This window comes from Rhodanobacter geophilus (assembly GCF_040812275.1).
GTDB classification, from domain to species: domain Bacteria; phylum Pseudomonadota; class Gammaproteobacteria; order Xanthomonadales; family Rhodanobacteraceae; genus Rhodanobacter_A; species Rhodanobacter_A geophilus.
Map to the genome: position 1 here is coordinate 245,322 of NZ_JBFOHL010000002.1, position 20,457 is coordinate 265,778.

The following is a 20,457-nucleotide window of genomic DNA, read 5'->3' on the forward strand; positions in this document are numbered from 1 at the left end:
AGCGGGCATCGAGCCGGCGCTCCAGCGAGCATCCGCCCATCGCCCCGATCCTCTTCAACGCATCTCGCATCGGGGCCATCCTTGGTCCTTCACCGCGCGCGGAGGGAAGCCAGGGTGGAACGGCTCCCTACCGCAGCGCATGTTCCCCCACCTTCGCTAAGATGCCGCTTTGCAATTCCCATGCGGAGCGAGTCCCAGTGATCATCAAACCCAAAGTGCGCGGCTTCATCTGTGTCACGGCCCATCCGGTCGGTTGCGAACGCAACGTGGCCGAGCAGATCGCCACCACCAAGGCCGCGATCCACGACGGCGGCAGGGGCCCGAAGCGCGTGCTGGTGATCGGTGCCTCCACCGGCTACGGCCTGGCCTCGCGCATCACCGCCGCGTTCGGCTACGGCGCGGCCACGCTGGGCGTGTTCTTCGAGAAACCCAGCAGCGAGGACAAGACCGGCACCGCCGGCTGGTACAACGCCGCCGCGTTCGACAAGGCGGCCAAGCAGGCCGGCCTGTACAGCAAGTCGATCAACGGCGACGCGTTTGCCCACGAGACCCGCGCGCGCGCGATCGAGATCATCAGGAACGAGATGGGTGGCCCGATCGACCTGGTGGTCTATTCGCTGGCCTCGCCCGTGCGCAAGCTGCCGGACAGCGGCGAAGTGGCGCGCTCCGCGCTCAAGACCATCGGCCAGCCGTTCACCAACACCTCGGTAGACACCAACAAGGACGCCGTGATCGAGGCCACCATCGAGCCGGCCACCGAACAGGAAATCAAGGACACCGTCACCGTGATGGGCGGCGAGGACTGGGCGTTGTGGATCGACGCGCTGGGCGCCGCCGGCGTGCTGGCGAAGGACGCCAGGACCATCGCCTACAGCTACATCGGCACCGAGATCACCTGGCCGATGTACTGGCATGGCACCCTGGGCCAGGCCAAGCAGCACCTGGACAACACCGCCAGGGCACTGCGCGAGCGCCACGCCGCCGAAGGCCTCGACGCGCGCGTGGGCGTGATGAAGTCCGTGGTCACCCAGGCCAGCGCCGCGATCCCGGTGATCCCGCTCTACGTCTCCATCGCCTTCCGGATCATGAAGGAAAAGGGCATCCACGAGGGCTGCATCGAGCAGATCAACCGCCTGTTCCACGACCGCCTCTATCGCGCCGACGGCGCCGCCCTGCCCACCGACGCCGAAGGCCGCGTGCGCCTGGACGACTGGGAGCTGCGCGACGACGTGCAGGACGCCTGCAAGACGCTGTGGCCCACCGTCACCACCGAAAACCTCAAGCAGGTCACCGACTACGCCGGCTACAAGCACGAGTTCCTCAAGCTGTTCGGCTTCGACCGCGGCGACGTGGACTACGAAGCCGAAGTGGATGCGGATCGTCGTTTCGACTGCGTGGAGATGTAACGAGCGACACGCCATCGCGGCGCATCGCATTGATGCCTTGCGCCGCGACCCCATATACTTGCCCGGCCACGACGTTTTCCCCGGGGGTGTACTGGCTTCGACGGGGGTAGTGAGATGGCTTGGTGCATGCCGAGGGGGCAGCTTTCCTCGTTAATCCAGCCGCAAACTCATAGTTGCCAACGACGACAACTACGCTCTGGCCGCTTAAGGCCTAGCCCCGAACCCACTTGTGCTCGTGCTCGTCGGTGTAGGGTCATTATCACGGGATCGCCCGAAGCCGCCGCCTGTCGGCCAGGGTCAAATCAAGCAGGCTGGTCCTTCGATGCGCCTCGCACATCGTGCTGTCGCGGGACGAGACCCAACGGTGAGCTAAGCATGTAGTACCGGGCGTCAAGCGCCTTCGGACGGGGGTTCGACTCCCCCCACCTCCACCAATTCGCCGTCCAGCGGCGTCCAATAAAGGCCGGAAACCCTAGCGATAGCAACGGTTCCGGCCTTTTTCTTGTCCGATACCGTCCGGGGGCATCCATTGCAATCCGGCCCTTGGTGGGGGCATTCTGTGGGGCATGGGGCATCCGCCGAGATGCGATGCCCCCAAGCGAGGATGCCCCCATGCTCACCGATACCGCGATCCGCAAAGCCAAGCCTGCCGACAAGCCGCAACGCCTGTTCGACGGTGGCGGCCTGTACCTGGAAGTCTCCCCGGCGGGCGGCAAGCTGTGGCGCTGGAAGTACCGGATCAACGGCAAGGAAAAGCGCCTCGCTATCGGCATCTACCCCGACACCGGCCTGGCTGATGCCCGCGACAAGCGCGACGCGGCCCGCAAGCTATTGGCGGCTGGCATCGACCCGGGCGAACACCGCAAGGCCGAGAAAGCCGCAGGCGAGGAACGCGCAGCCAACAGCTTCGAGGTGATCGCCCGCGAGTGGCTGGGCAAGCAGACGTGGGTAGAGCACTACCGGGTCAAGGTCGAGGCGTGGATGGTGAACGACGTCTATCCGTACATCGGCGCGCGTCCCGTGGCCGAACTGAGCGCGCCGGAGTTCCTGCGGGTAGGGCGCCGGATGGAGGAACGCGGCGCCATCGAGTCCGCGCACCGCGTCTTGCAAACCTGCGGGCAAATCATGCGCTACGCCATCGCCACCGGGCGTGCGGACCGGAACCCCGTGGCCGACCTGAAAGGCGCGATCGCTTCGCCGGCAGAGCGCCACCATGCCGCAATCACCGATCCTGCCGTGCTGGGCGGCCTGCTGCGTGCCATCGAGGGCTACACCGGCGACGTGACCACGCGTGCGGCGCTGAACCTGTCCGCGCTGCTGTTCGTGCGCCCCGGTGAGCTTCGGCATGCAGAGTGGGCGGAAATCGACCTGGACGCGGCAGAGTGGAACATCCCCGCCGGCAAGATGAAGATGCGCCAGCCGCACCTGGTGCCACTGTGCAAGCAGGCGGTGGCGATCCTGCGCGAGTTGCAGCCGTTGACCGGGCGAGGGCAATACGTGTTTCCCGGTGGTCGCTCACCACGCCGCCCGATGAGCAACAACGCGATCAACGCGGCCCTGCGGCGCATGGGCTTCGGCACCGACAGCATGACGGCCCACGGCTTCCGCGCCACCGCTCGCACGATCCTGGACGAGGTGCTGGGTTACCGCCCCGACTTCATCGAGCACCAGCTAGCCCATGCCGTGAAAGACCCGAACGGACGTGCCTACAACCGCACGGCGCACTTGGCCGAGCGGCGGAAGATGATGCAGGGCTGGGCGGACTATCTGGACGCGCTACGCGTCGGTGGCGACGTGGTGGCGTTCAAGCGGAAGAGGGCCTAACAAAAACCCCGCTGCGGCGGGGTTTTTAGACCGATCGGGTAGGTCTGTTTAGTTCACGATGATGCAATGATCGAGCATCGGAGAATCCAGGATTCTGTGTACGGATTGGCACTCAAGGGAGACTGGCTGACCAATGCTCAGCTGCGCAGCGCGTGGCTTCTGACTGTCATCTAGTGTTGCCTGCACGTATGTGTAGGCGGCTACCTCAAAACGCAAAACGGCTGAGTCGGTGAAGTCCTTGTCAATGGAATTTACAGGGGCGGTTAGCTCCAACAAACGCCCTTTGAACTTGTCATCGGCAGCCACTTCGTTGGCGTTGTACATCTGATACAGAAGTGCTGGCGTGACTTGCATTCTTGGTTCTGCAGGCGCTTCTGGCGCTGTCGATGCGGCATCTGCGCCATCACCCTGCGGCGTCGGATCTTGAGGGCTTTCCGATTGAGCTTCGTACGCCTTCGATCGAGCTACATAGCCGGAATAGCTGGAGGCGATGAACTCATAGGCGATCCAGCCCAGCACCAGGACGACAATCCATCCAAGCAGTGAGGTTGATTTCTTCTTAGGTTGTGGCTTGTTTCGGGAAACGGTGAATTCTGGAGGCGCCGAGGGAGTCTTTAGAAGAGGTCTTCCGCACTTAATGCAGGATGGCGCCTGATCACTGATTTCCTGCCCGCAATCAGGACATTTGATGAGAGCCATGCTTCCCCCGAGGCGATGGTTGTGCGACCGCTCAATATGTTGGGTGAGGTGCTTTCGGTCACCGACGCACCACACCCTTGCATTTCTGCGCGAACGGTAGCAGCCTAGCACCGTCCCCGCCAATTCGGGGGCCAGGTTTGGCGACCTGTCATCTACTAGGCGCAACGGCGCCGATGGCGCTTTTTTTGTGCCCGTTGCGTCATGCCTACGCTTCTATGGTGGGCGTGCAGGGCAGCCTTCGGGCTGGCCGGTTTCCTAGTAGGCCGGTTCGCCAACCCTGCACGTCCGCCACCTTGCCGCAACGGCCTGGTGGCTCCTTCAGCATCAAGTGCAGAGGTGGAGTCATGGCAAACGAAAGCGCAACCCAACGCAGCAACTACGTGCTTCCTCTGAATCTTGTGGACGAAGCCGACAAGCTGGCATACCAAGCCAACGCCGTTCTTGAATGCCTGGTAGATGCGCGTGCTGTGCTGGCCTCGCCGGAGGTCGTCCTGGATGGAATCGGCTGGCTGCTGCGTGACTACATCGCGCGACTGAAAGAGATTTGCAACACCTCGGCGGAGGCCCACGCATGAACGCTCGCGCAGACACGACGATCGCCATGAGCGAAGTGCTCGGCATCGGCGAGCTCCTCAACGTCCCGAATATGAAGCCAGAATTCAAAGCGCAGGCCGCTCGGAATGCGCTCGTGCCGGTTCTGAGTGGCATCGCCGCCATCGGCGACTGGATGACCCAGGACGCTGCGCACGAGGATCTGCAAAGCGAGACGATGTCCAACACGGGCTATCTGTTGACCTTCTTGGCCAACCTCGCGAGCGACTTGCAACACATCGGGGCGGGCGCGCAATACGATTTGCGGACACGCAACGCCAAATCAAAGGAGGGCTGCTTATGAGCGCCGTCGTCCTGCAGTTCCCGGCAAAGGTGCAGCGGCAGGCCAAGCGGCGGATGAACCGCGTGGAGGTGGACGCGCGGCACAGGTGGATGATTCGTAACAGAAGCAAGTGGGAAACCGAGGAGACGGAAGGCATCGATCCGAGAGAGTGTCTACCCCCAAGGGTTCGGCAGTTGATGGAGCTTCTAGACAAGAAATGGGGTGCCGTCAAAGGCCCGACCATGGCCGAGATGCGCCGCGACATCGCCGAGGGCCGCAAGCTGATCGAGAAGCGCAACCGCGTGAAAGCGTGGATCGCCTCGCTGGGCGTCGATTTGGAGAGCATCAAGGATGCCGAGCAGGCGTTGTTCGCTGCGTTCGACGAGCTGGCCGCGCGTACCGGAAAGCGGGGGGCGAAGGCATGAGCACCACCTGGCAGTCCACCCCCATCCCCGTCGACGGCATCGAGGCCCAGGTCTATGCCTCTGCCGATGGCGTGACCCTCGGCATGGTGGTCAATGGCACGTACGCCAGCGACCTGCTGCTGACCCCAAAACAAGCCCGCCAGCTCGCCGCCGATCTTCAGGCTGGCGCGCATGAGTCTGAGTCAGTGACAAGTACCTAATCCTTTCACGCCGCGCCTAGGCTGATCCCCGAACACCGGGCACCTTCCCTGGCTGGCGCGGCACCTCTTGAAGGGCGCAGAGGTGTGCGTGATGCCCATCCATGTTCGCGATCCGATGGAACACGATCCGCAATGGCGTGATCGGAAGAAAAAGAACCTTCCGCCCGAATTGTTGAAAATTGTTGAAATCCTGCACGCCGAGTTGCGCGACCATCTGAAGCCTGGGGCACCTGCTGGAATCATCTTGCAGGTGGCAGTCGCCGTTGTCCGTGCCCAGCAGGTAATCGCTGGTGACAAAGGCAAGGCCGCTGTCATGAAGCGCCATGCTGCACCCGGTGGTAGTCACGACCTAGCTGGCGCAGTGCGCGCCGAATGGGCGTCGGGCAAGTACAAGAGCAGAGACGTATGTGCCGATCAGGTACACGTGAAGATCGGCCTTTCCTACAAGGCGGCGCGCAATGCGCTGATCGGTACTCAAAAAGCTACCCGTAGGGGGTAAAGGGGAAGTTTCGCAGTCCCCATGTGCTTAATGTCCATAGCCGTCCGATTCAACAAAGGGCGGCAAAATGGCATCCGAAGTAGTAGCGACACACGCGTACCTGCGCGTCTCCGATATCACCCGCAACCGCCGCACCGGTACGCCCGGTTTGCTGCCGGTCACCGCTTCGACGTGGTGGAGCTGGGTGAAGGCCGGCAAGGCACCGGCACCGATCAAGCTTTCTCCGGGCTGCACCGTCTGGCGTGAAGCCGACGTGCGTGCGTTCGCCGAGTCCATCGGCAAGGAGGCTGCGTGATGAGCCGCCCCCAGAAACGACGAAGCCCGCGCGAGGCGGGCAACGAGGTTTGTCTTGGCGGACAGCCTCAGTCTATCACCGACACCAGCACCGCCGCCCAGCGTATGCGCCTGCTGGCCCACCTGAGGCATGAGGCCATCGACACGCTCGCCGCGCGCCGTGACCTCAACGTCATGCACCCGGCGATGCGCGTCAAGGAACTGCGCGACGAGGGCCACAACATCGTCACCGTGCGCGTAGGCCGTTACGACGATCAGGGACGTGCGCACCACAACGTGGCGCTGTACACGCTCATGCCTGGAGGTGCGCGATGAATCGCTTCGCCGCTTTCATTCAATCCAGGCGTAACGCCGCGGGCAAGAGCGCCTCTCACGAGCGCACGCACAGGCGCTACCTCCGCAGCGGCATGACAGCTGAAATGGCCGATCTCCTGGTCACGATGGCCAAGATTCTGGAGATGTCCCTGGAGGAGCGTCGCTCCACCTTCGAAGGGCAGGCCATGCAAGCCAAGTACAGGGAGTACTACCGCATGGCAGAAAACGACTTCGAAGCCATTGCCGAGAGCCGGGGCTTCCCCAAGTTCAAGAGAGAACTCGATCGCCTCAGCAAGAAGGCCGCGGACCAGGCCAAGGAGCTGCAGGCATGAGCCGCTCACCGAGCACCTACCTGCCGAAGGACTGGCACGACCGCCTGCCAGATCCGGCTAACTACTACGCGCAACACCTGGACAAGCTGGGCAACATCGCCTCCGATGGTTGGGCGATGGTGCCATGTCCGTTCCACGACGATCATTCGCCATCGCTGAGGGTGAGGCTGACCAGCCGGAAGGGCGCCTATCACTGCCCCGCCTGCGGTGCTCACGGCGACATGGTGGCCTTCCACATGGCCCGCACCGAACTGCCGTTCAAGGAAGCAGTGCGGGATCTGATCGGGTTCAGGGGGCGGGCATGAACGCCGCCATGCTCTTGTCCCGACTGGAGGGTGTGCGGCGCAGCGGTGACGGCTGGCGCGCGAACTGCCCGAACGGCCATGCGAAGGCCCGCGGCTCGCTGTCCATCACCGAGGCGGATGACGGGCGCATCCTGCTGTCCTGCTTCGCCTGCCACGACGCCCCGGCGATCCTTCGCACGCTGGACTTGGAACTGGCCGACCTGTTCCCCGAGCGCATCCGCGACCCGTCGCCGGAAGCGCGCCAGCGTGCCCGTGAAGCGTTTAAGCGCAACGGCTGGCATGCAGCACTGGGCGTGCTGGGTCGGGAGTCCGGCATCGTGCTGCTGGCCGCACGCGACATGCTCGCCGGCAAGACGTTGGTCGACGATGACGTGGAACGGCTGGTGCGGGCAGCGGATCGCATCCAGCACGCCAGGGAGGCACTGGCATGAACGCATCCGCCGAACCGGTGAACCCCTACGTCCGCTCGCTGGAGGATCGCGCCGAGCGTGAACTGGCCATGCTGGATCGCCTGCAGCCGCCGCGGCGTCGCGCCCATGTCGAAAACACCGGGGACAGTGGGGACGCTGGGGACACCGCACCACACAAGGCCTCAAGCCGTCCCCAGCCAGCCGACGGCAGTGGGGACAGTGGGGACAAGCCCGAACCGCGCCCGCATTTCCTGCTGCTGGAGCACCACGACGGCAACCAGCGGGCTGGCGTCTATTGGTGCGACGTGGCCCGCGACAAGGACGGCACTACCACCGGGCAGGCCACGCCGGTCTGGGTTTGCTCGCCGCTCAAGGTGTCCGCGATGACCCGCGACGCGCAGGGCAGCGAGTGGGGGCGCTTGCTGGTGTTCCCCGATCGCGACCGCCGCATGCATCGATGGACGATGCCTATGCGGATGCTCGCCGGCAGCGGTGAGGAACTGCGTGGCGAGCTGCTGGCCGAAGGGCTGACCATCACGTCATCGTCGCGGGATCGCATGAAGCTGGTGGACTACATTCAGGGCGAACGCCCGGGCGTGACTGCGCAATGCGTGAAGCGCACCGGCTGGCATGGTGACGTGTTCGTCCTGCCGCGCGAAACCTTTGGCGACACCGATGCCGAGCCGGTGCTGTTCCAAGCTGCGACGATGGACGGTGTGACGTTGGGTCAGCACGGCAACCTGGACGGTTGGCGCGAGGAAGTAGCGGCATGCTGCGCCGGCAACGCGCGACTGGTGCTGGCGATCTGCGCCGGCTTCGCTGGTCCGTGCCTTGGACTGCTGGGCATGGCAGGTGGCGGCATCCATCTGCGTGGTGGCAGCTCCACCGGCAAGACCACGGCCCTGCTGGTGGCCGCTTCGCTGTTCGGCTCGCCCGACTACCTGCGGACCTGGCGGCACACCGACAACGGCCTGGAAGGCGTCGCCGGCATGCACTCCGACCTGCTGCTGGTGCTGGACGAAATCGGCGAGCTGGCGCCGAAGCTCGCAGGGCAGACCGCCTACATGTTGGCGAACGGTCAGGGCAAGGGACGTGCCGCGCGCGACGGCTCGCCCCGTGCGCTGACCACCTGGCGCACCCTGTTCCTGTCATCTGGCGAGGTGGCGCTCTCGGATCTGGTGACGCAAGCGGGCGGCAAGGTACGCGCGGGGCAGGAAGTGCGTGTGATCGACCTGCCCGCCGATGCGGGTGCGGGACATGGCCTGTTCGACCGCGTACCAGACGGCATGACGGCGGGCGCGTTCGCCGACATGCTCAAGTCCGCCAGCGCGAAGCACTACGGGCACGCATTGCCGGCGCTCCTGCGGGCACTGGTGGCTGATCCGGGCAGGGCACGCGAGGCACTGGCGAGTCTTCGCGACAGCATCGCGACGGAGCTTGCCGGCGACGATGCGAACGGGCAGGTGCGGCGCGTGGCGCAGCGCTTCGCCTTGGTCGCGGCAGCGGGTGAACTGGCGACGGCCTACCGCCTGACCGGCTGGGAGACGGGCGAGGCGCAGTGCGCAGCATCGACGTGCTTTGCGGCATGGCTGGCAGGACGAGGCACGGCACAGGCGTCCGAACCAGTGGCGATGGTCGACCAGGTACGGGCGTTCCTTTCGGCGCATGGCGAATCGCGGTTCACCGATTGGAGCGCCGATGACCGATCACCGCGCACGATCAACCGCGCCGGCTTCCGCAAGGCGGGCACGGATGGCCCCACGTACTACGTGGAAGCCGAGGCGTTCAAGCGCGAGTTGTGCAACGGCTTCGACGCTGGCGCGGTGGCAAAGGCGCTCGCCGATGCGGGGGCGCTGGAAGTGGGCGGCGATGGCCGGCTCACGCGCAAGACGCTGCTACCGGACGAGCGCCGCACGCGCGTGTACGTCATCACGCCGGCCTTGTGGGGTGACGAATGAACGTCGCGGCGATCCTTCAGGCACACGGTCTTGTCCCCAGTGTCCCCAGCCCCCGGCAGGAAGTGGGGACACCGCGAGCCCTTGTGGCAAGCCACGTCCCCACCGTCCCCACAGTCCCCACCGAAAAAAGCGGGGGCGCAGCGAAAATGATGGAAGTGCCACCGGCTGACCCTGCTGTGAGGGTGGACACGCGCGCCGCATTGCTGGAGCTGGCCGACCAGTTGGGCATCGATCGTGCGGCGGTTGTCCGCATCCCGTCCGCAGACTTGTCGTTGTGGTCGACCGTACCCGCCGAGGCGCTGCCGGACTACCTGCGCGCCCTCGGCGACGCTGCGACCCGGCAGGCGGGCAAGGCTCCCCTGGACGACACAGCGGCGATCCACTGCCAGCGCTGCGGCCCGGTGTTCGTGCATCCGTCCATCGCCGCCTGTCTGCCGATGGTCAACGGCTGGGCACGCGCCATCGGTTGTCCGTGGTGCGCGATCCGCAAGGCAGGCGGCTACATCCCGCGCCCTCGCGTGACGTGCGAGACATGCGCCAGCTTCCAACCCGACCCCGTGAACCCGGTGGCAGGCGTGAACACCTGCGCTTGCGGCCACGGGACGCACTACCCGATGCAGCGCCACGGCTGCGGCGACTTCCACCCTGATCGAGACAACGAGGTGAATCGTGATTGATGCACTACTCACCGGGCGGCTGGCTGCCGATCCCGAAACCCGCACCGCCAGCAACGGCAACCGCAAAAGGCAGGCGATAGCCGGCCAGGAGACAACCCCATGACCGTCGTCGAAGCTCTTTTCATCACACTTGGCCTGGACACGCGGGATTTCGACAAGAAGCGGCAGGATGTCGATACCTCGCTGACGAAGTTGGGCGAGACGTCGGACAAGCAGGTGAAGATCATCGCCGAGAGCGGCAAGAAGGCAGCCCACACCTTCTCGCTACTCAAGGTCGAGGTGTTGGGCGCGCTGGCGGCCTTCGGGATGGGTGATGGACTCAAGGGCTTCATCGCCGCAAACATGAATGGCGAGGCCGCTCTGGGGCGCATGGCTGCCAACCTCGGCATGTCCACGCAGAAGCTGGAGGCGTGGAAGCTGGCGGCCAGGGAGGTGGGGCAGTCCGGGCAGGACGCCACCAACGCATTGCAATCGGTAGCTGGCGGCTTGGCTGAAGCTCAACTTCACGGGCATTCTGCATTCACGCAGGCCGCTCGATTTTACGGGGTTGGCATTGATCTCAAGAGCCCCGAACAAACGCTGATCAACATCAGCAAACGATTGTCGGAGTTTCATAACCGACAGCAGGCACTGAAAGCAGCGCAGGAGTTGGGCGTCGGCGACATCTTCAATCTGCTTATACAGGGGCCAGACAAGCTTCAGCAGCAGCTTGCCCACACCACGAGCCTGACCGGCGCCGCAACCAAGGAAAGCTCCGAGCAGGCAGCGAAGCTGCAAGCGCAGTGGGCGGATCTGCAGGAACGGTTCCGGCAAGTAGGCGAACGCATCTTTGCGCACCTAGAGCCCATCCTTGAGCGGCTCGGTACGAAGTTCGCCAACTGGCTGGACAGCGTCGACTGGGGCCAGATCATCAAGCGCATCGAGACGTTTCTCGACAGGGTGAATGAGGTCGTGAAGTCGCTCGGCGGGTGGAAGACCATCGCAGAAGTGCTGGGCGGTGTGCTGGCACTCAAGCTGCTGGCTCCCTTGTTGCAGATGGTGAATGTTTTCGGTCGATTGATTCCATTGATCGGCACGGCCACCACGGGCGCATGGGGCGCAATGGCGGGACTTGGGGGCGCGGCCGGGATCGCACTTGTGGCGCTGACCGGCATCGCCGCCCTCCATGTCGATTCGTTGGGCGGCAAGAAGCGCGCTGACGGCACGTATGAAGACGAAATGCCGCTGCCCAAGAACCTCAAAGGGCCGACCAATAACGAGCTATGGGCGCGCGTGCAGGGCAGGGAAAGCACCTATCGAGGCACGGCCATGCAGGCGGCTCTTCTGCTAGCTGGGCGCAGCTACGCCGACACCATGAGCGATGCCGACTATCGGCAGATGGCGCAACAGATCCTATCTGGCAAGATGTCGCCAAAGGATATTGGCATCGGTGCGCGCCCCACTTCGACCGGCTCTCCGGGGGGATCGAAGGCGATTGACTATTTCATGTCGCAAGGCTTCACGCGCAATCAGGCTATTGGAATGGCCGCCAACATTTCGGCAGAAAGCGCCTTCAATCCCTACCAATACGGCGACCACGGCAAAGCCTATGGCATCGGCCAGTGGCACGCGGATCGGCAGGCCAATTTTGCGAAGGTGATGGGCTTGCCGATCCAGGCGTCGTCCTACGAGCAGCAGCTTGCGTTCTATGCCTACGAGGTCAAGCACAACAAGCCCCTGATGAAGGCGTTTGGGCAAGACCCGAATGCCGGTGCATCGGCCATGCTTGTATCAGTCTTGGATGAGCGCCCCAAGGATGCGGCTGGTGAGGCCGAGCGTCGGGCACTCCTTGCCCAGCACATGGCAAGCGGCTACGGCCTGACCCCAGCGCAGGCCGCCTATGCGCGCGGGCTGGTGCAGCCTGCATCGGTCATGCGCAGCGCACAGGCAGGGGCGCAGGCGAAGGGCAACACCTCGAACAGCGTCACCATCGGCACGCTCCAGGTGAACGCGCCGAAGGCCACGGACGCCAAGGGCGTGGCGAAGGGCATGCAGTCGGCGATGGTCAGTCATCCCTTGATCGGCGCGAACGTCGCGGGCCTGACCTGATCACAAAGTGCAATGAAGTGCGACAGCGCCAAGACGGCAGGGCAGGCCGGATTCAATCAGTTGAAAAAAGTTGAAATCATGGCGGTGGTCAGGTTCGCGCCTGTTGACAAATGTTAAGGCGTGCGAGCTGGTTGACCGGACCAGCAGGGCAGGTTCGGGGCTGTTGGTGAATGTTGGTATGCGTACGGAAACTGGCAAACGTCGACATGACTTCCCGCATCGCACGCGCGAGGGTGCCCTGGCCATTGGTTCGCCCAGCCCGCAGACAAACGCCAGCCAGGCAGTCACTGCGAGGCGCTGGGGGCATCTTTGGGGGCATTTCGCCGCCTGCAACTCAAGAGTTCGTTGCAGGACAAGGCTTGCCGAGGATTGTTGGATAGACCCACCCACGAAAAGCCCGGCAAGTAATCGCCGGGCTTTTTTGTACACCGGTGATCGGTTTCAGTCCGATGGCCAATCCGGTTTCGGCTGCATTTCGTGGCACATGCTTCAATTCGCCTGCACCGTGATCCACTGCTGATTGGGGCCGCCGTGGCAGGGGTACTGGATGAGCGGGGTGCGCGCCAAAATTGAAGAATTGGTCACATCGAGGCACTGACCGCTGTTCCGGTTGACCAGTTCGTTGCCACTCCCCTGGGGCCGGAGTTGCCATTCCTGCCCGGTTGCGCCCGTGCAGGTCGCCTGGACCACGGCGGCACGAGCGGATGTGGAGGCATTCTCGGTGGCCACGCACAGCCCGCTCAGCACGTTCTTGATGGTCCATGAGCCTTCGCTATCGGGCGCGAGCATCCATTTCTGGTTGTCGTGGCCGGTTTCCGGATACTGGATGAGTTGCGTGCCGCTGGTGGTCGAACTCTCGCGGTCGTCCATGACCATGCCCGAGTTGACGCTCTTTACCCAGTACGCCACGCCCGCGGGTGGATTGACGGTGAGGTTGATGGGGCTGTTGTGGGTGAGCGAACCGGCCGTGCCGGTCACGGTAACCGTTGCACTGCCGACGGCGGCTGCGGGCGACGCGGACAACGTCAGCACGGAGGTGGCGCTGCGGTTGTTCGTGGGTGTCAGCGACGCGGGGGAAAACGTCGCCGTCACGCCGCTCGGGAGTCCGGAGATGGACAGCTTGACGGGCGAACTGAAGCCGTTGAAGCCGGAGACGGTGACCGTGTCGCTGCCTTGTGACCCTTGACTCAGGCCGACCGATGTCGGCGATGTGGTCATGCTGAAGTCGAGTGCGCCCGTACTCCAGACGTCGGTGATCGGTGTGGCGGCGGAGGCGTTGCCGAGTGCGGCCAGGCCGTACATGCCTTCCAGCGTTCGCAGCACGCTATAATGATCGATCTTCTCCGCATAGTTGCCCGGCTTGATGTTCGCGCCGTCGAACAGCGTGATGATCTGGTTGGCCTCGGCGGTGTCGTCGTCCTCGTCCCAGGTCAGGATCAGCAGGCTGTTGTGGGTCCTGGCCCATTTGACGTAGCTGTCGATGTGGGAGCCCAGCCAGCTGTCGCCGGTCGATATGGAGCAGTCGTGCATGTCGTCGCACAGGTTAGGGGTCACGAACGACAACGTCGGCAGCTGGGTGAAGTCGCTCGGGAACGCGGTGTAGGGCTGGTTCGTCGACGGCGCAAGGTCGCTGAAGTTCACCCACGGGCTGTGCTTGCGCGCATACCCGGACGATCCATACGTGCATCCGGTGTATCCGGTCGATGGCAGGGTTTCCGAGTAGCCGGCAAAGCTGTAGCCGGCGGCGATCAGCTGGTGGCCAAGGTTGTCCGTGTTGAAAGTGTACGGGCAGCTGTCATCCGTGATGCCTTGGGTGGATCCGGAAAACAGGGCCAGGTAATTCGGCTGGCTCGGATGCGTCACCGCGTAGGATTGGGTGAAATTCACGCCACTGGACATGAGCGAATTGATGTACGGCGCATCGGTGGTATTGCCGACGATGCTGTTCCTGCCGGCGTTTTCCATGATGACGACCACGACGTGGTCGTAACGGGGAATCGCGCCGCTGGTCGCTGCCGCGGCGGACTGGGAACGAAATTGCCCCGTGCCGTTGCCTGCGGTGGTCCGGACCTGCCCGGTTGGGTAGGCCGCCTGGCGTACCGCTGTTGCGTCCCGCTGCCCGATGGGGCTTGCCTTGGATGCCGGGATGTTGCCGATGGCGCCGGCGGTAACGACCAACGTGCAGAGTAGGGCCCTGGTCAGTCGGCGTGCTTTCATGGCTATGGCCTCCCCGTGACTGGACGGATGGGGAACGCACCGGCCTGCACGCTGCGAGCATGTGCTGATCCACCTCGGTTCAATTCAAGGGGCAGCGGCGTGCCTGGTGGTTCGAGAGGTGTCAGGCCGCGCGAAGAAGCCTGATATCGCGGTTCACGGCGCATCGAATGCCTGAGTGGCGTGCATGTGCGATGCGCACCCCGGAGCAGCGTCCGGCTGGGCTGCTGCCCTGTTCCAGTATGCGGCCATCGATCGCTCAGGCAGGGGTTGGATGCCTCAAAGTGTGATGCAATCCGAGGAAACGGAAGGGCGACCCATGCTGCCGGCAATGGAGCCTGGCGCGATGGATGGAGTGAAGATCTCCAAGGATTGCCCCGATCGCGGCATCCATGTTTTCGCAAGTTCGCGACGGGCGAACTTGCGCCGGGATTCATTCGCCTGTAACGGTGCCGGCCACATGCTCGACGCTCCTACCAAACGCGGGAGGTCGTCATGGGAATTCTGGATACCTTGGGTGAAGTCGCTGGTGCGGTAGCCGCGGTCGAGGGTGCCGAGAAGCTCGATCCGAATGCGGGCCTGCTGACCAAGGGTCTCGCGGCTGTGGCCGGCTTCAAGGGCGCGGGCGCGCTGGAATCGATGATCGGCAAGAAGGAACAAGCTGAGACTGCGGCAAGCGACGCCGATGCCGTACCGGCCGACGACAGCCAGTCCTGAGCCTCGTCATCGCCATAGGCAAGGGCCGCCCATCGGGCGGCCCTTGCGTTTCCGGGTGGCACGGCGACGGCTCTACGGGATGTCCTGTGAATCGTCGTCCGCGTCGGGGCGTGGCGCACCGGTTGCCGTGATCTCCAGCGCGGGAAGATCGGCCGCCTGCAATTGCCGGTCGAGCTGCGGCAGGTCGGTGCCGCGGATCGACCGCCACAGCGCCAGCGCCTTGCCGAGGTTGGCGTCGTATTCGGCGAGGGCCTGCTGCTGGCCGTCGGTCGGGGCACGGTCGGCGCCCTCGACGTCGGTGGCGATGGCGGTGAGCGCGTCGCTCATCGCGTGCAGGTTCGAGGTGTACTCGCCGCTGCCGCTGACCAGTGGCTTGGCCTTGGCGTCCAGGGCATCGACCGCGTCGAGCAGGGGTTTGTGCGTCGCGTCGCCGGCGAGCTTCGCGTGCAATGCGCCCAGTTGCTTGCGCAGCGCCTGCACCTCGCCGTAGTTGCTCCGGACCTGCTGCAAGGTGTCGCCGATGCGGCGCGAGAAGGCGAGGCCGGCGGCGAGGTCGGCGGTGGCCACGTGTTCGCGCGGATCCATCGTCACGGTGAGCGGGGCGCGGTAATCCTTGCCGTCGGCGTGCAATACCACCTGGTACGTGCCGGGCAGCACCAGTGGGCCTTCCGGCGTGAGCGGGGTGTCGCTGTCCCAGGTGGCGGCGATGCTGTAGCCGTATTCGATGGCGTGCGGGCGCGGGTAGCGCAGGTCCCATACGAAGCGATGCATGCCGGCGGCGGCCGAGAGCTGCTGCGGCGAACCCAGCCAGCCCTTCTCGAAGTAGCGTTCTGCGTCGAGCTGCCCGGGGCGATCGTCGCTGGCATAGCGACGCACCAGCTGGCCCTTGTCGTCGTAGATGCTTAGCGTCAGCGGGCCGTCTACCGCGTGCGCGAGACGGTAGTCGATGATGGCGCCGGTGGGCGGGTTGGTGCCCAGCGACGTGCCGGGCGGCAGCGGTGTGTCCTTGTTCTCGTTGGCGCGCACGCGGATCGCCGGCGCCGGTGCATACAGCTGCACGGCGGCCGCAGTGCTGGCCTGGCGCAGCGGGCTCACGTCGTCGAGGATCCAGATCGCGCGGCCCTGGGTGGCGGCGACCAGGTCGTCGCCGTGCACCAGCAGGTCGCGCACCCAGGCGGTGGGCAGGTTGCGCTGCAGCGACGCCCAGTGTGCGCCGCCATCGATGGACACGTAGACGCCGCGATCCGTGCCGGCGTAGAGCAGCCCCGCCTTTTGCGGGTCGGCACGCAGCACGCTGACGAAGTCGTGCGCGGGCAGGCCTGCGGCGATGTCGGTCCAGTGCGTGCCGTAGTCGCTGGTGCGCCAGACGTGCGGACTGAAGTCGGCCTGGCGATGGTTGTCCACCGCGATGTAGGCCGTGCCGGGCTGCAGCGCCGAGACATCGATCGAACTGACCTTGCCCCATGCCGGCAGGCTCTTGGGCGTGACGTCGTGCCAGTGCTTGCCGCCATCGCGGGTGAGCTGGACCAGGCCGTCGTCGGTGCCGATCCAGATCTCGTCGTTGTCGCGCGGCGAGGGCGCGATGCTGAAGATCACCCCGTAGCCGCAGTCGCGCGCCTGCTGCGGCGTGGGCTTGCCCTTGCAGTCCTGCGCGCCGGCCCGCTTGCCGTTCAATTCGGGGCTGATCACGCTCCAGTGCTGGCCCTGGTCGGTGCTGCGGAACAGCACCTGCGCACCCACGTACAGCGCATACGGCGGCTTGGCCGAGAACGCGATCGGGGTGATCCAGGTGTAGTGGTACTTGAAATCGGTGGCGCGCTGGCCGTAGCTGCTCACCGGCCACGGCGCGACGTTCTGCACCACGCCGGTGCTGCGGTTCCAGCGCGACACGCGGCCGCCGAGGCCGGAGCCGAACACGATGCCCGGGTCGCCCGGGTAGGGCAGGTCGTAGTCGCGCTCGTCGCCACCCACCGGATTCCAGTCGCGGAAGGAGATCGAGCCGTAGTCGCTGCGGCTGGCGATGCCCACGGTGCCGGAATCCTGCTGGCCGGCGTAGACCCAGTAGGGGAACTGGTTGTCCGCGCCCAGGTGGTAGAGCTGGGCGGTGGGCTGGTTGTACCAGCTGCTCCAGCTCTTGCCGCCGTTGACGGTGACCACCGCGCCCTGGTCGCTGGCGGTGATCATGCGCTGCGTGTTCGTCGGGTCGATCCACAGGTAGTGGTAGTCGTCGCCGCCGGGCGCGCCCTTGAAGATCTGCCAGGTCTTGCCGCCGTCGTCGGAGCGGCGGATCGACTGGCCGGCCGAGTACACGCGGTCCGGGTCGACGGGATCGACGGTGATGCGACTGAAGTAGTCGTTCGGCAGCCAGCCGGCGTGGCTTTGCGCCTGCCACGTCGCGCCGCCATCGTCGGAGCGGTAGAGGCCGCTCTGTTCCGGATGCGTGGCATCGTTCACCACGGCATACACGCGGTCGCCGCGCGCGGTGGCGAGGCCGATGCGGGCGAGGTCGCCGGCGGGCCAGCCGTGGCCGGCCACGCGCTGCCAGCTCACGCCGCCGTCGGTGGACTTGTACAGGCCGCTGCCCGGCCCCGCGTTGGGCAGGTAGTACGACAGCCACGGCCAGTTGCGCACCTGCCACGTGGCCGCGTAGACGACGTTCGGGTTGGCCGGATCGGCGGCCATGTCCACCACGCCGGTGTTCTCGTCCACGAACAGCGTCTGCTTCCAGGTCTTGCCGCCGTCGGTGGAGCGGAACACGCCGCGCTCGTGGTTCGGCCCGAAGTAGTGGCCGAGCGCGCCGACCAGCACGGTGTCCGGGTGGTGCGGGTCGACCAGGATCTTGCCGATGTGCCTGCTGTCGTCCAGGCCCAGATGCTGCCAGGTCTTGCCGCCGTCGTCCGAGCGGTACACGCCGTTGCCCGCGGCGACGTCGTAGCGCGCGGCCACCTGGCCGGTACCGGCGTAGATCATCTCCGGATTCGACGGCGCCACGGCGATCGCGCCGATCGGGGCGGCGGGCACGTGGTCCATCAGCGGATGCCAGGTGCGGCCCGCGTCGGTGGTCTTCCACACGCCGCCGCCCGCGGTGCCGATGTAGAACGTGTCCGGCTGCGCGGGCACGCCCTCGGCCATGGTGGCCCAGCCGCCGCGGAACGGGCCCACCAGCCGCCATTCCAGTGCGCCGGCAGCGGATGCCGGTGGCGGTGCGTCACCTGCCGCGAACAAGGGAGTCGCCGCAGACAAGAGGCAGGCGAACACGAGCAACGGACCCACGGCACGACGCAGCGACATGGCAAGACCCCTGGGGGAAGCAAGCGGCGAAGATAACGCCGATGCCCTGCGAATGCAGGTGCCAGGTGACATGCATTGCGTGCGCGAAATCTTGCGCCGCGCGACGTGGCCTGTTTCAGCCGTCCGTCGCGTGCTGCACGCAGGCGGCGGCGCGCTTCCGCAGCAGTTCGCGTTCGCGCGCGTTGCGGGTGAGCGCGGCGGCGCGCTCGAATTCCGCCCGCGCCTCGTCGTGGCGGTCGAGCTTCTCCAGCAGGTCGCCGCGCACCGCGGGCAGCAGGTGGTAGTTCGCCAGTATCGGCTCGTCGCGCAGTGCGTCGACGAGGGCGAGGCCGGTTGCCGGCCCGCTGGCCATCGCCACCGCCACGGCGCGATTGAGCTCCACCACCGGCGAGGGCGCGACGGCGGCGAGCGTGGCGTACAGCGCGGCGATGCGGCCCCAGTCGGTCCGCTCCGCGGCAGGCGCGCGGGCATGGCAGGCGGCGATCGCGGCCTGCAAGGTATAAGGCTCGGCATCGCCACCCAGCTGCCGCGCGCGCTCCAGCGCCGTGAGGCCGCGCTGGATGAGCAGCCGGTCCCAGCGTGCGCGGTTCTGTTCCAGCAGCCGGATCGGTTCACCGTCGGGGCCGCTGCGCGCATGCGTGCGCGAGGCCTGCAGCTCCATCAGCGCGAGCAGGCCGAACACCGACGCCTGTCGCGGCATCAGGCCGGCGAGGATGCGGCCCAGCCGCAGCGCTTCGTCGCACAGGGCGGGGCGCATCCAGTCGTCGCCGGCGGTGGCGGTGTAGCCCTCGTTGAAGACCAGGTAGATCACGCCCAGCACGGCGTCCAGCCGCGCGGCGAGTTCCTCGCCGCGCGGCACCTCGAACGGCACCTGCTTCTCGGCCAGGGTGCGCTTGGCGCGCACGATGCGCTGGGCAACGGTCGGCTCGGGCTGCAGGAAGGCGCGGGCGATCTCGGCGGTGCTGAGGCCGCCCAGCAGGCGCAAGGTGAGTGCCACCCGCGATTCGGCGGGCAGCGCCGGATGGCAGGCGGTGAAGATCAGCCGCAGCAGGTCGTCGCCGATGTCATCGTCAAGCATGGCGTCGAAACGGGGCATGGCATCGGCCTGCTCGGCCTCCAGCTCGCGGGCGATTTCCTCGTGCTTGCGCTCCATCAGCTGGTGGCGGCGCAGGCGGTCGATCGCGCGGTGTTTCGCCGTGGTCATCAGCCAGGCGCCGGGGTTGTCCGGCACGCCGGTCTGCGGCCACTGCTCCAGCGCGGTCACCAGCGCGTCCTGCGCCAGCTCCTCGGCCAGGCCCACGTCGCGCAACATGCGTGCGAGCCCGGCGATGATCCGCGCCGATTCGATCCGCCAGATGGCTTCGATGCTGCGATGGGTGTCGGTCGCCGTCATGGCGACCGATCAGACCATCACGGCTGCACGACGGCAAGTGGAGCGGCAGGTGGTCCGGTCGCCGCCCCGCGATCAGGGACGGTGGGCACGACAGGAACGCGGTGGCGTCATCGCGCCGGCGGGCAGTTGATCATCCATGGCACGCCGTAGCGGTCCACCAGCGAGCCGAAGCGCTCGGCCCAGAAGGTCTGCTGGATCGGCATCTGTACCGTGCCGCCTTCGGCCAGTGCGTGGAAGATGCGTTCGGCCTGCTCGGGCGAGTCGAGCTGGATCGACACCGAGCAGCCCTTGATCGGCGTGTAGGGGCATTGCGCCGCCATCGCGTCCGAGGCCATCAGCACCTGGTCGCCCACTTCCAGTCGTACGTGCATCATCTTGTCGCGCATTTCCGCCGGCATGGGCATCTCGGGCGGCGCGTCGCCATAGCGTGCGCGCATGGTGACCTTGCCGCCGAAGCAGCGGGCGTAGAAATCGAAGGCGGCCTCGGCGTTGCCGTCGAAATTGAGGTAGGCGACGAATTGCATGGCGGTTCTCCG

At 65.7% G+C, this 20,457-nt stretch carries 21 protein-coding genes and 1 other RNA gene; 17 read left to right on the top strand and 5 right to left on the bottom strand.

Translation table 11 applies throughout. The features are described 5' to 3' along the window. Positions 1-197: 197 nt before the first annotated feature. The 3 genes from fabV (at position 198) to ABQJ56_RS03285 (ending at position 3,230) form a co-directional block, all read left to right on the top strand. The gene (gene fabV / locus ABQJ56_RS03275) at positions 198-1,406 is read left to right on the top strand and encodes an enoyl-ACP reductase FabV (protein ID WP_367843553.1); all 1,209 of its coding nucleotides are present in this window, start codon (positions 198-200) and stop codon (positions 1,404-1,406) included. A gap of 82 nt (positions 1,407-1,488) precedes the next feature. Continuing rightward, positions 1,489-1,840: a transfer-messenger RNA gene (gene ssrA / locus ABQJ56_RS03280) on the top strand. Between the two features lie 154 nt (positions 1,841-1,994). Then, complete coding sequence (locus ABQJ56_RS03285) at positions 1,995-3,230, top strand: tyrosine-type recombinase/integrase (protein ID WP_367843705.1); 1,236 nt, start codon at positions 1,995-1,997, stop codon at positions 3,228-3,230. Between the two features lie 48 nt (positions 3,231-3,278). Here ABQJ56_RS03285 and ABQJ56_RS03290 read toward each other — a convergent pair whose 3' ends face one another. Then, a complete protein-coding gene (locus ABQJ56_RS03290) occupies positions 3,279-3,929 on the bottom strand; it encodes an OB-fold protein (protein WP_367843554.1) in 651 nt (216 codons plus the stop codon). A gap of 344 nt (positions 3,930-4,273) precedes the next feature. Here ABQJ56_RS03290 and ABQJ56_RS03295 point away from each other — a divergent pair, with 344 nt between their 5' ends. The 13 genes from ABQJ56_RS03295 (at position 4,274) to ABQJ56_RS03355 (ending at position 12,306) form a co-directional block, all read left to right on the top strand. Continuing rightward, a complete protein-coding gene (locus ABQJ56_RS03295) occupies positions 4,274-4,504 on the top strand; it encodes a hypothetical protein (RefSeq protein WP_367843555.1) in 231 nt (76 codons plus the stop codon). Continuing rightward, complete coding sequence (locus tag ABQJ56_RS03300; protein ID WP_367843556.1) at positions 4,501-4,824, top strand: hypothetical protein; 324 nt, start codon at positions 4,501-4,503, stop codon at positions 4,822-4,824. Before ABQJ56_RS03295 ends, ABQJ56_RS03300 begins: the two co-directional genes overlap by 4 nt. Continuing rightward, positions 4,821-5,228, top strand: coding sequence for a hypothetical protein (locus ABQJ56_RS03305; RefSeq protein WP_367843557.1), 408 nt, complete (start codon positions 4,821-4,823; stop codon positions 5,226-5,228). The genes ABQJ56_RS03300 and ABQJ56_RS03305 overlap by 4 nt, the downstream gene beginning before the upstream one ends. Continuing rightward, positions 5,225-5,428: a hypothetical protein gene (locus ABQJ56_RS03310; RefSeq protein WP_367843558.1), complete on the top strand. Its 204-nt coding sequence runs from the start codon at positions 5,225-5,227 to the stop codon at positions 5,426-5,428. The genes ABQJ56_RS03305 and ABQJ56_RS03310 overlap by 4 nt, the downstream gene beginning before the upstream one ends. Positions 5,429-5,519: 91 nt before the next feature. After that, the gene (locus ABQJ56_RS03315; RefSeq protein ID WP_367843559.1) at positions 5,520-5,927 is read left to right on the top strand and encodes a hypothetical protein; all 408 of its coding nucleotides are present in this window, start codon (positions 5,520-5,522) and stop codon (positions 5,925-5,927) included. 67 nt (positions 5,928-5,994) lie between these two features. Further along, a complete protein-coding gene (locus tag ABQJ56_RS03320; RefSeq protein ID WP_367843560.1) occupies positions 5,995-6,222 on the top strand; it encodes a helix-turn-helix transcriptional regulator in 228 nt (75 codons plus the stop codon). Next, entirely contained in the window at positions 6,222-6,536 is a 315-nt protein-coding gene (locus ABQJ56_RS03325) for a helix-turn-helix domain-containing protein (RefSeq protein WP_367843561.1), read from the top strand. The genes ABQJ56_RS03320 and ABQJ56_RS03325 overlap by 1 nt, the downstream gene beginning before the upstream one ends. Further along, positions 6,533-6,868, top strand: coding sequence for a hypothetical protein (locus tag ABQJ56_RS03330; protein WP_367843562.1), 336 nt, complete (start codon positions 6,533-6,535; stop codon positions 6,866-6,868). The genes ABQJ56_RS03325 and ABQJ56_RS03330 overlap by 4 nt, the downstream gene beginning before the upstream one ends. Next, complete coding sequence (locus ABQJ56_RS03335; RefSeq protein WP_367843563.1) at positions 6,865-7,173, top strand: CHC2 zinc finger domain-containing protein; 309 nt, start codon at positions 6,865-6,867, stop codon at positions 7,171-7,173. Before ABQJ56_RS03330 ends, ABQJ56_RS03335 begins: the two co-directional genes overlap by 4 nt. 8 nt (positions 7,174-7,181) lie before the next feature. Next, complete coding sequence (locus tag ABQJ56_RS03340; RefSeq protein ID WP_367843564.1) at positions 7,182-7,604, top strand: hypothetical protein; 423 nt, start codon at positions 7,182-7,184, stop codon at positions 7,602-7,604. Beyond that, complete coding sequence (locus ABQJ56_RS03345; protein WP_367843565.1) at positions 7,601-9,541, top strand: DUF927 domain-containing protein; 1,941 nt, start codon at positions 7,601-7,603, stop codon at positions 9,539-9,541. The genes ABQJ56_RS03340 and ABQJ56_RS03345 overlap by 4 nt, the downstream gene beginning before the upstream one ends. 182 nt (positions 9,542-9,723) lie before the next feature. Next, entirely contained in the window at positions 9,724-10,218 is a 495-nt protein-coding gene (locus ABQJ56_RS03350) for a hypothetical protein (RefSeq protein ID WP_367843566.1), read from the top strand. A 99-nt stretch (positions 10,219-10,317) separates the two neighbouring features. After that, positions 10,318-12,306 carry a phage tail tip lysozyme gene (locus ABQJ56_RS03355; protein WP_367843567.1) on the top strand — a complete coding sequence of 663 codons (1,989 nt, stop codon included), beginning with the start codon at positions 10,318-10,320 and terminating at the stop codon, positions 12,304-12,306. A gap of 489 nt (positions 12,307-12,795) precedes the next feature. Here the strand turns inward: ABQJ56_RS03355 and ABQJ56_RS03360 are convergent, their stop codons facing one another. Continuing rightward, complete coding sequence (locus tag ABQJ56_RS03360) at positions 12,796-14,523, bottom strand: RICIN domain-containing protein (RefSeq protein WP_367843568.1); 1,728 nt, start codon at positions 14,521-14,523, stop codon at positions 12,796-12,798. A gap of 492 nt (positions 14,524-15,015) precedes the next feature. On the opposite strand from ABQJ56_RS03360, the gene ABQJ56_RS03365 reads away from it, so the two are divergent. Then, positions 15,016-15,237, top strand: a complete 222-nt coding sequence (locus tag ABQJ56_RS03365) for a hypothetical protein (RefSeq protein ID WP_367843569.1) — start codon at positions 15,016-15,018, stop codon at positions 15,235-15,237. A gap of 72 nt (positions 15,238-15,309) precedes the next feature. On the opposite strand, the gene ABQJ56_RS03370 is transcribed toward ABQJ56_RS03365, so the two are convergent. The 3 genes from ABQJ56_RS03370 to ABQJ56_RS03380 all read right to left on the bottom strand — a co-directional run bounded on the left by ABQJ56_RS03370 (position 15,310) and on the right by ABQJ56_RS03380 (position 20,445). Beyond that, positions 15,310-18,528 (bottom strand): WD40/YVTN/BNR-like repeat-containing protein, encoded by a 3,219-nt coding sequence (locus tag ABQJ56_RS03370; RefSeq protein ID WP_367843570.1) that lies wholly within the window; start codon positions 18,526-18,528, stop codon positions 15,310-15,312. A gap of 115 nt (positions 18,529-18,643) precedes the next feature. Beyond that, positions 18,644-19,921 carry an RNA polymerase sigma factor gene (locus tag ABQJ56_RS03375; protein WP_367843571.1) on the bottom strand — a complete coding sequence of 426 codons (1,278 nt, stop codon included), beginning with the start codon at positions 19,919-19,921 and terminating at the stop codon, positions 18,644-18,646. Between the two features lie 107 nt (positions 19,922-20,028). Then, positions 20,029-20,445: a VOC family protein gene (locus ABQJ56_RS03380; RefSeq protein WP_367843572.1), complete on the bottom strand. Its 417-nt coding sequence runs from the start codon at positions 20,443-20,445 to the stop codon at positions 20,029-20,031. Positions 20,446-20,457: the final 12 nt, after the last annotated feature.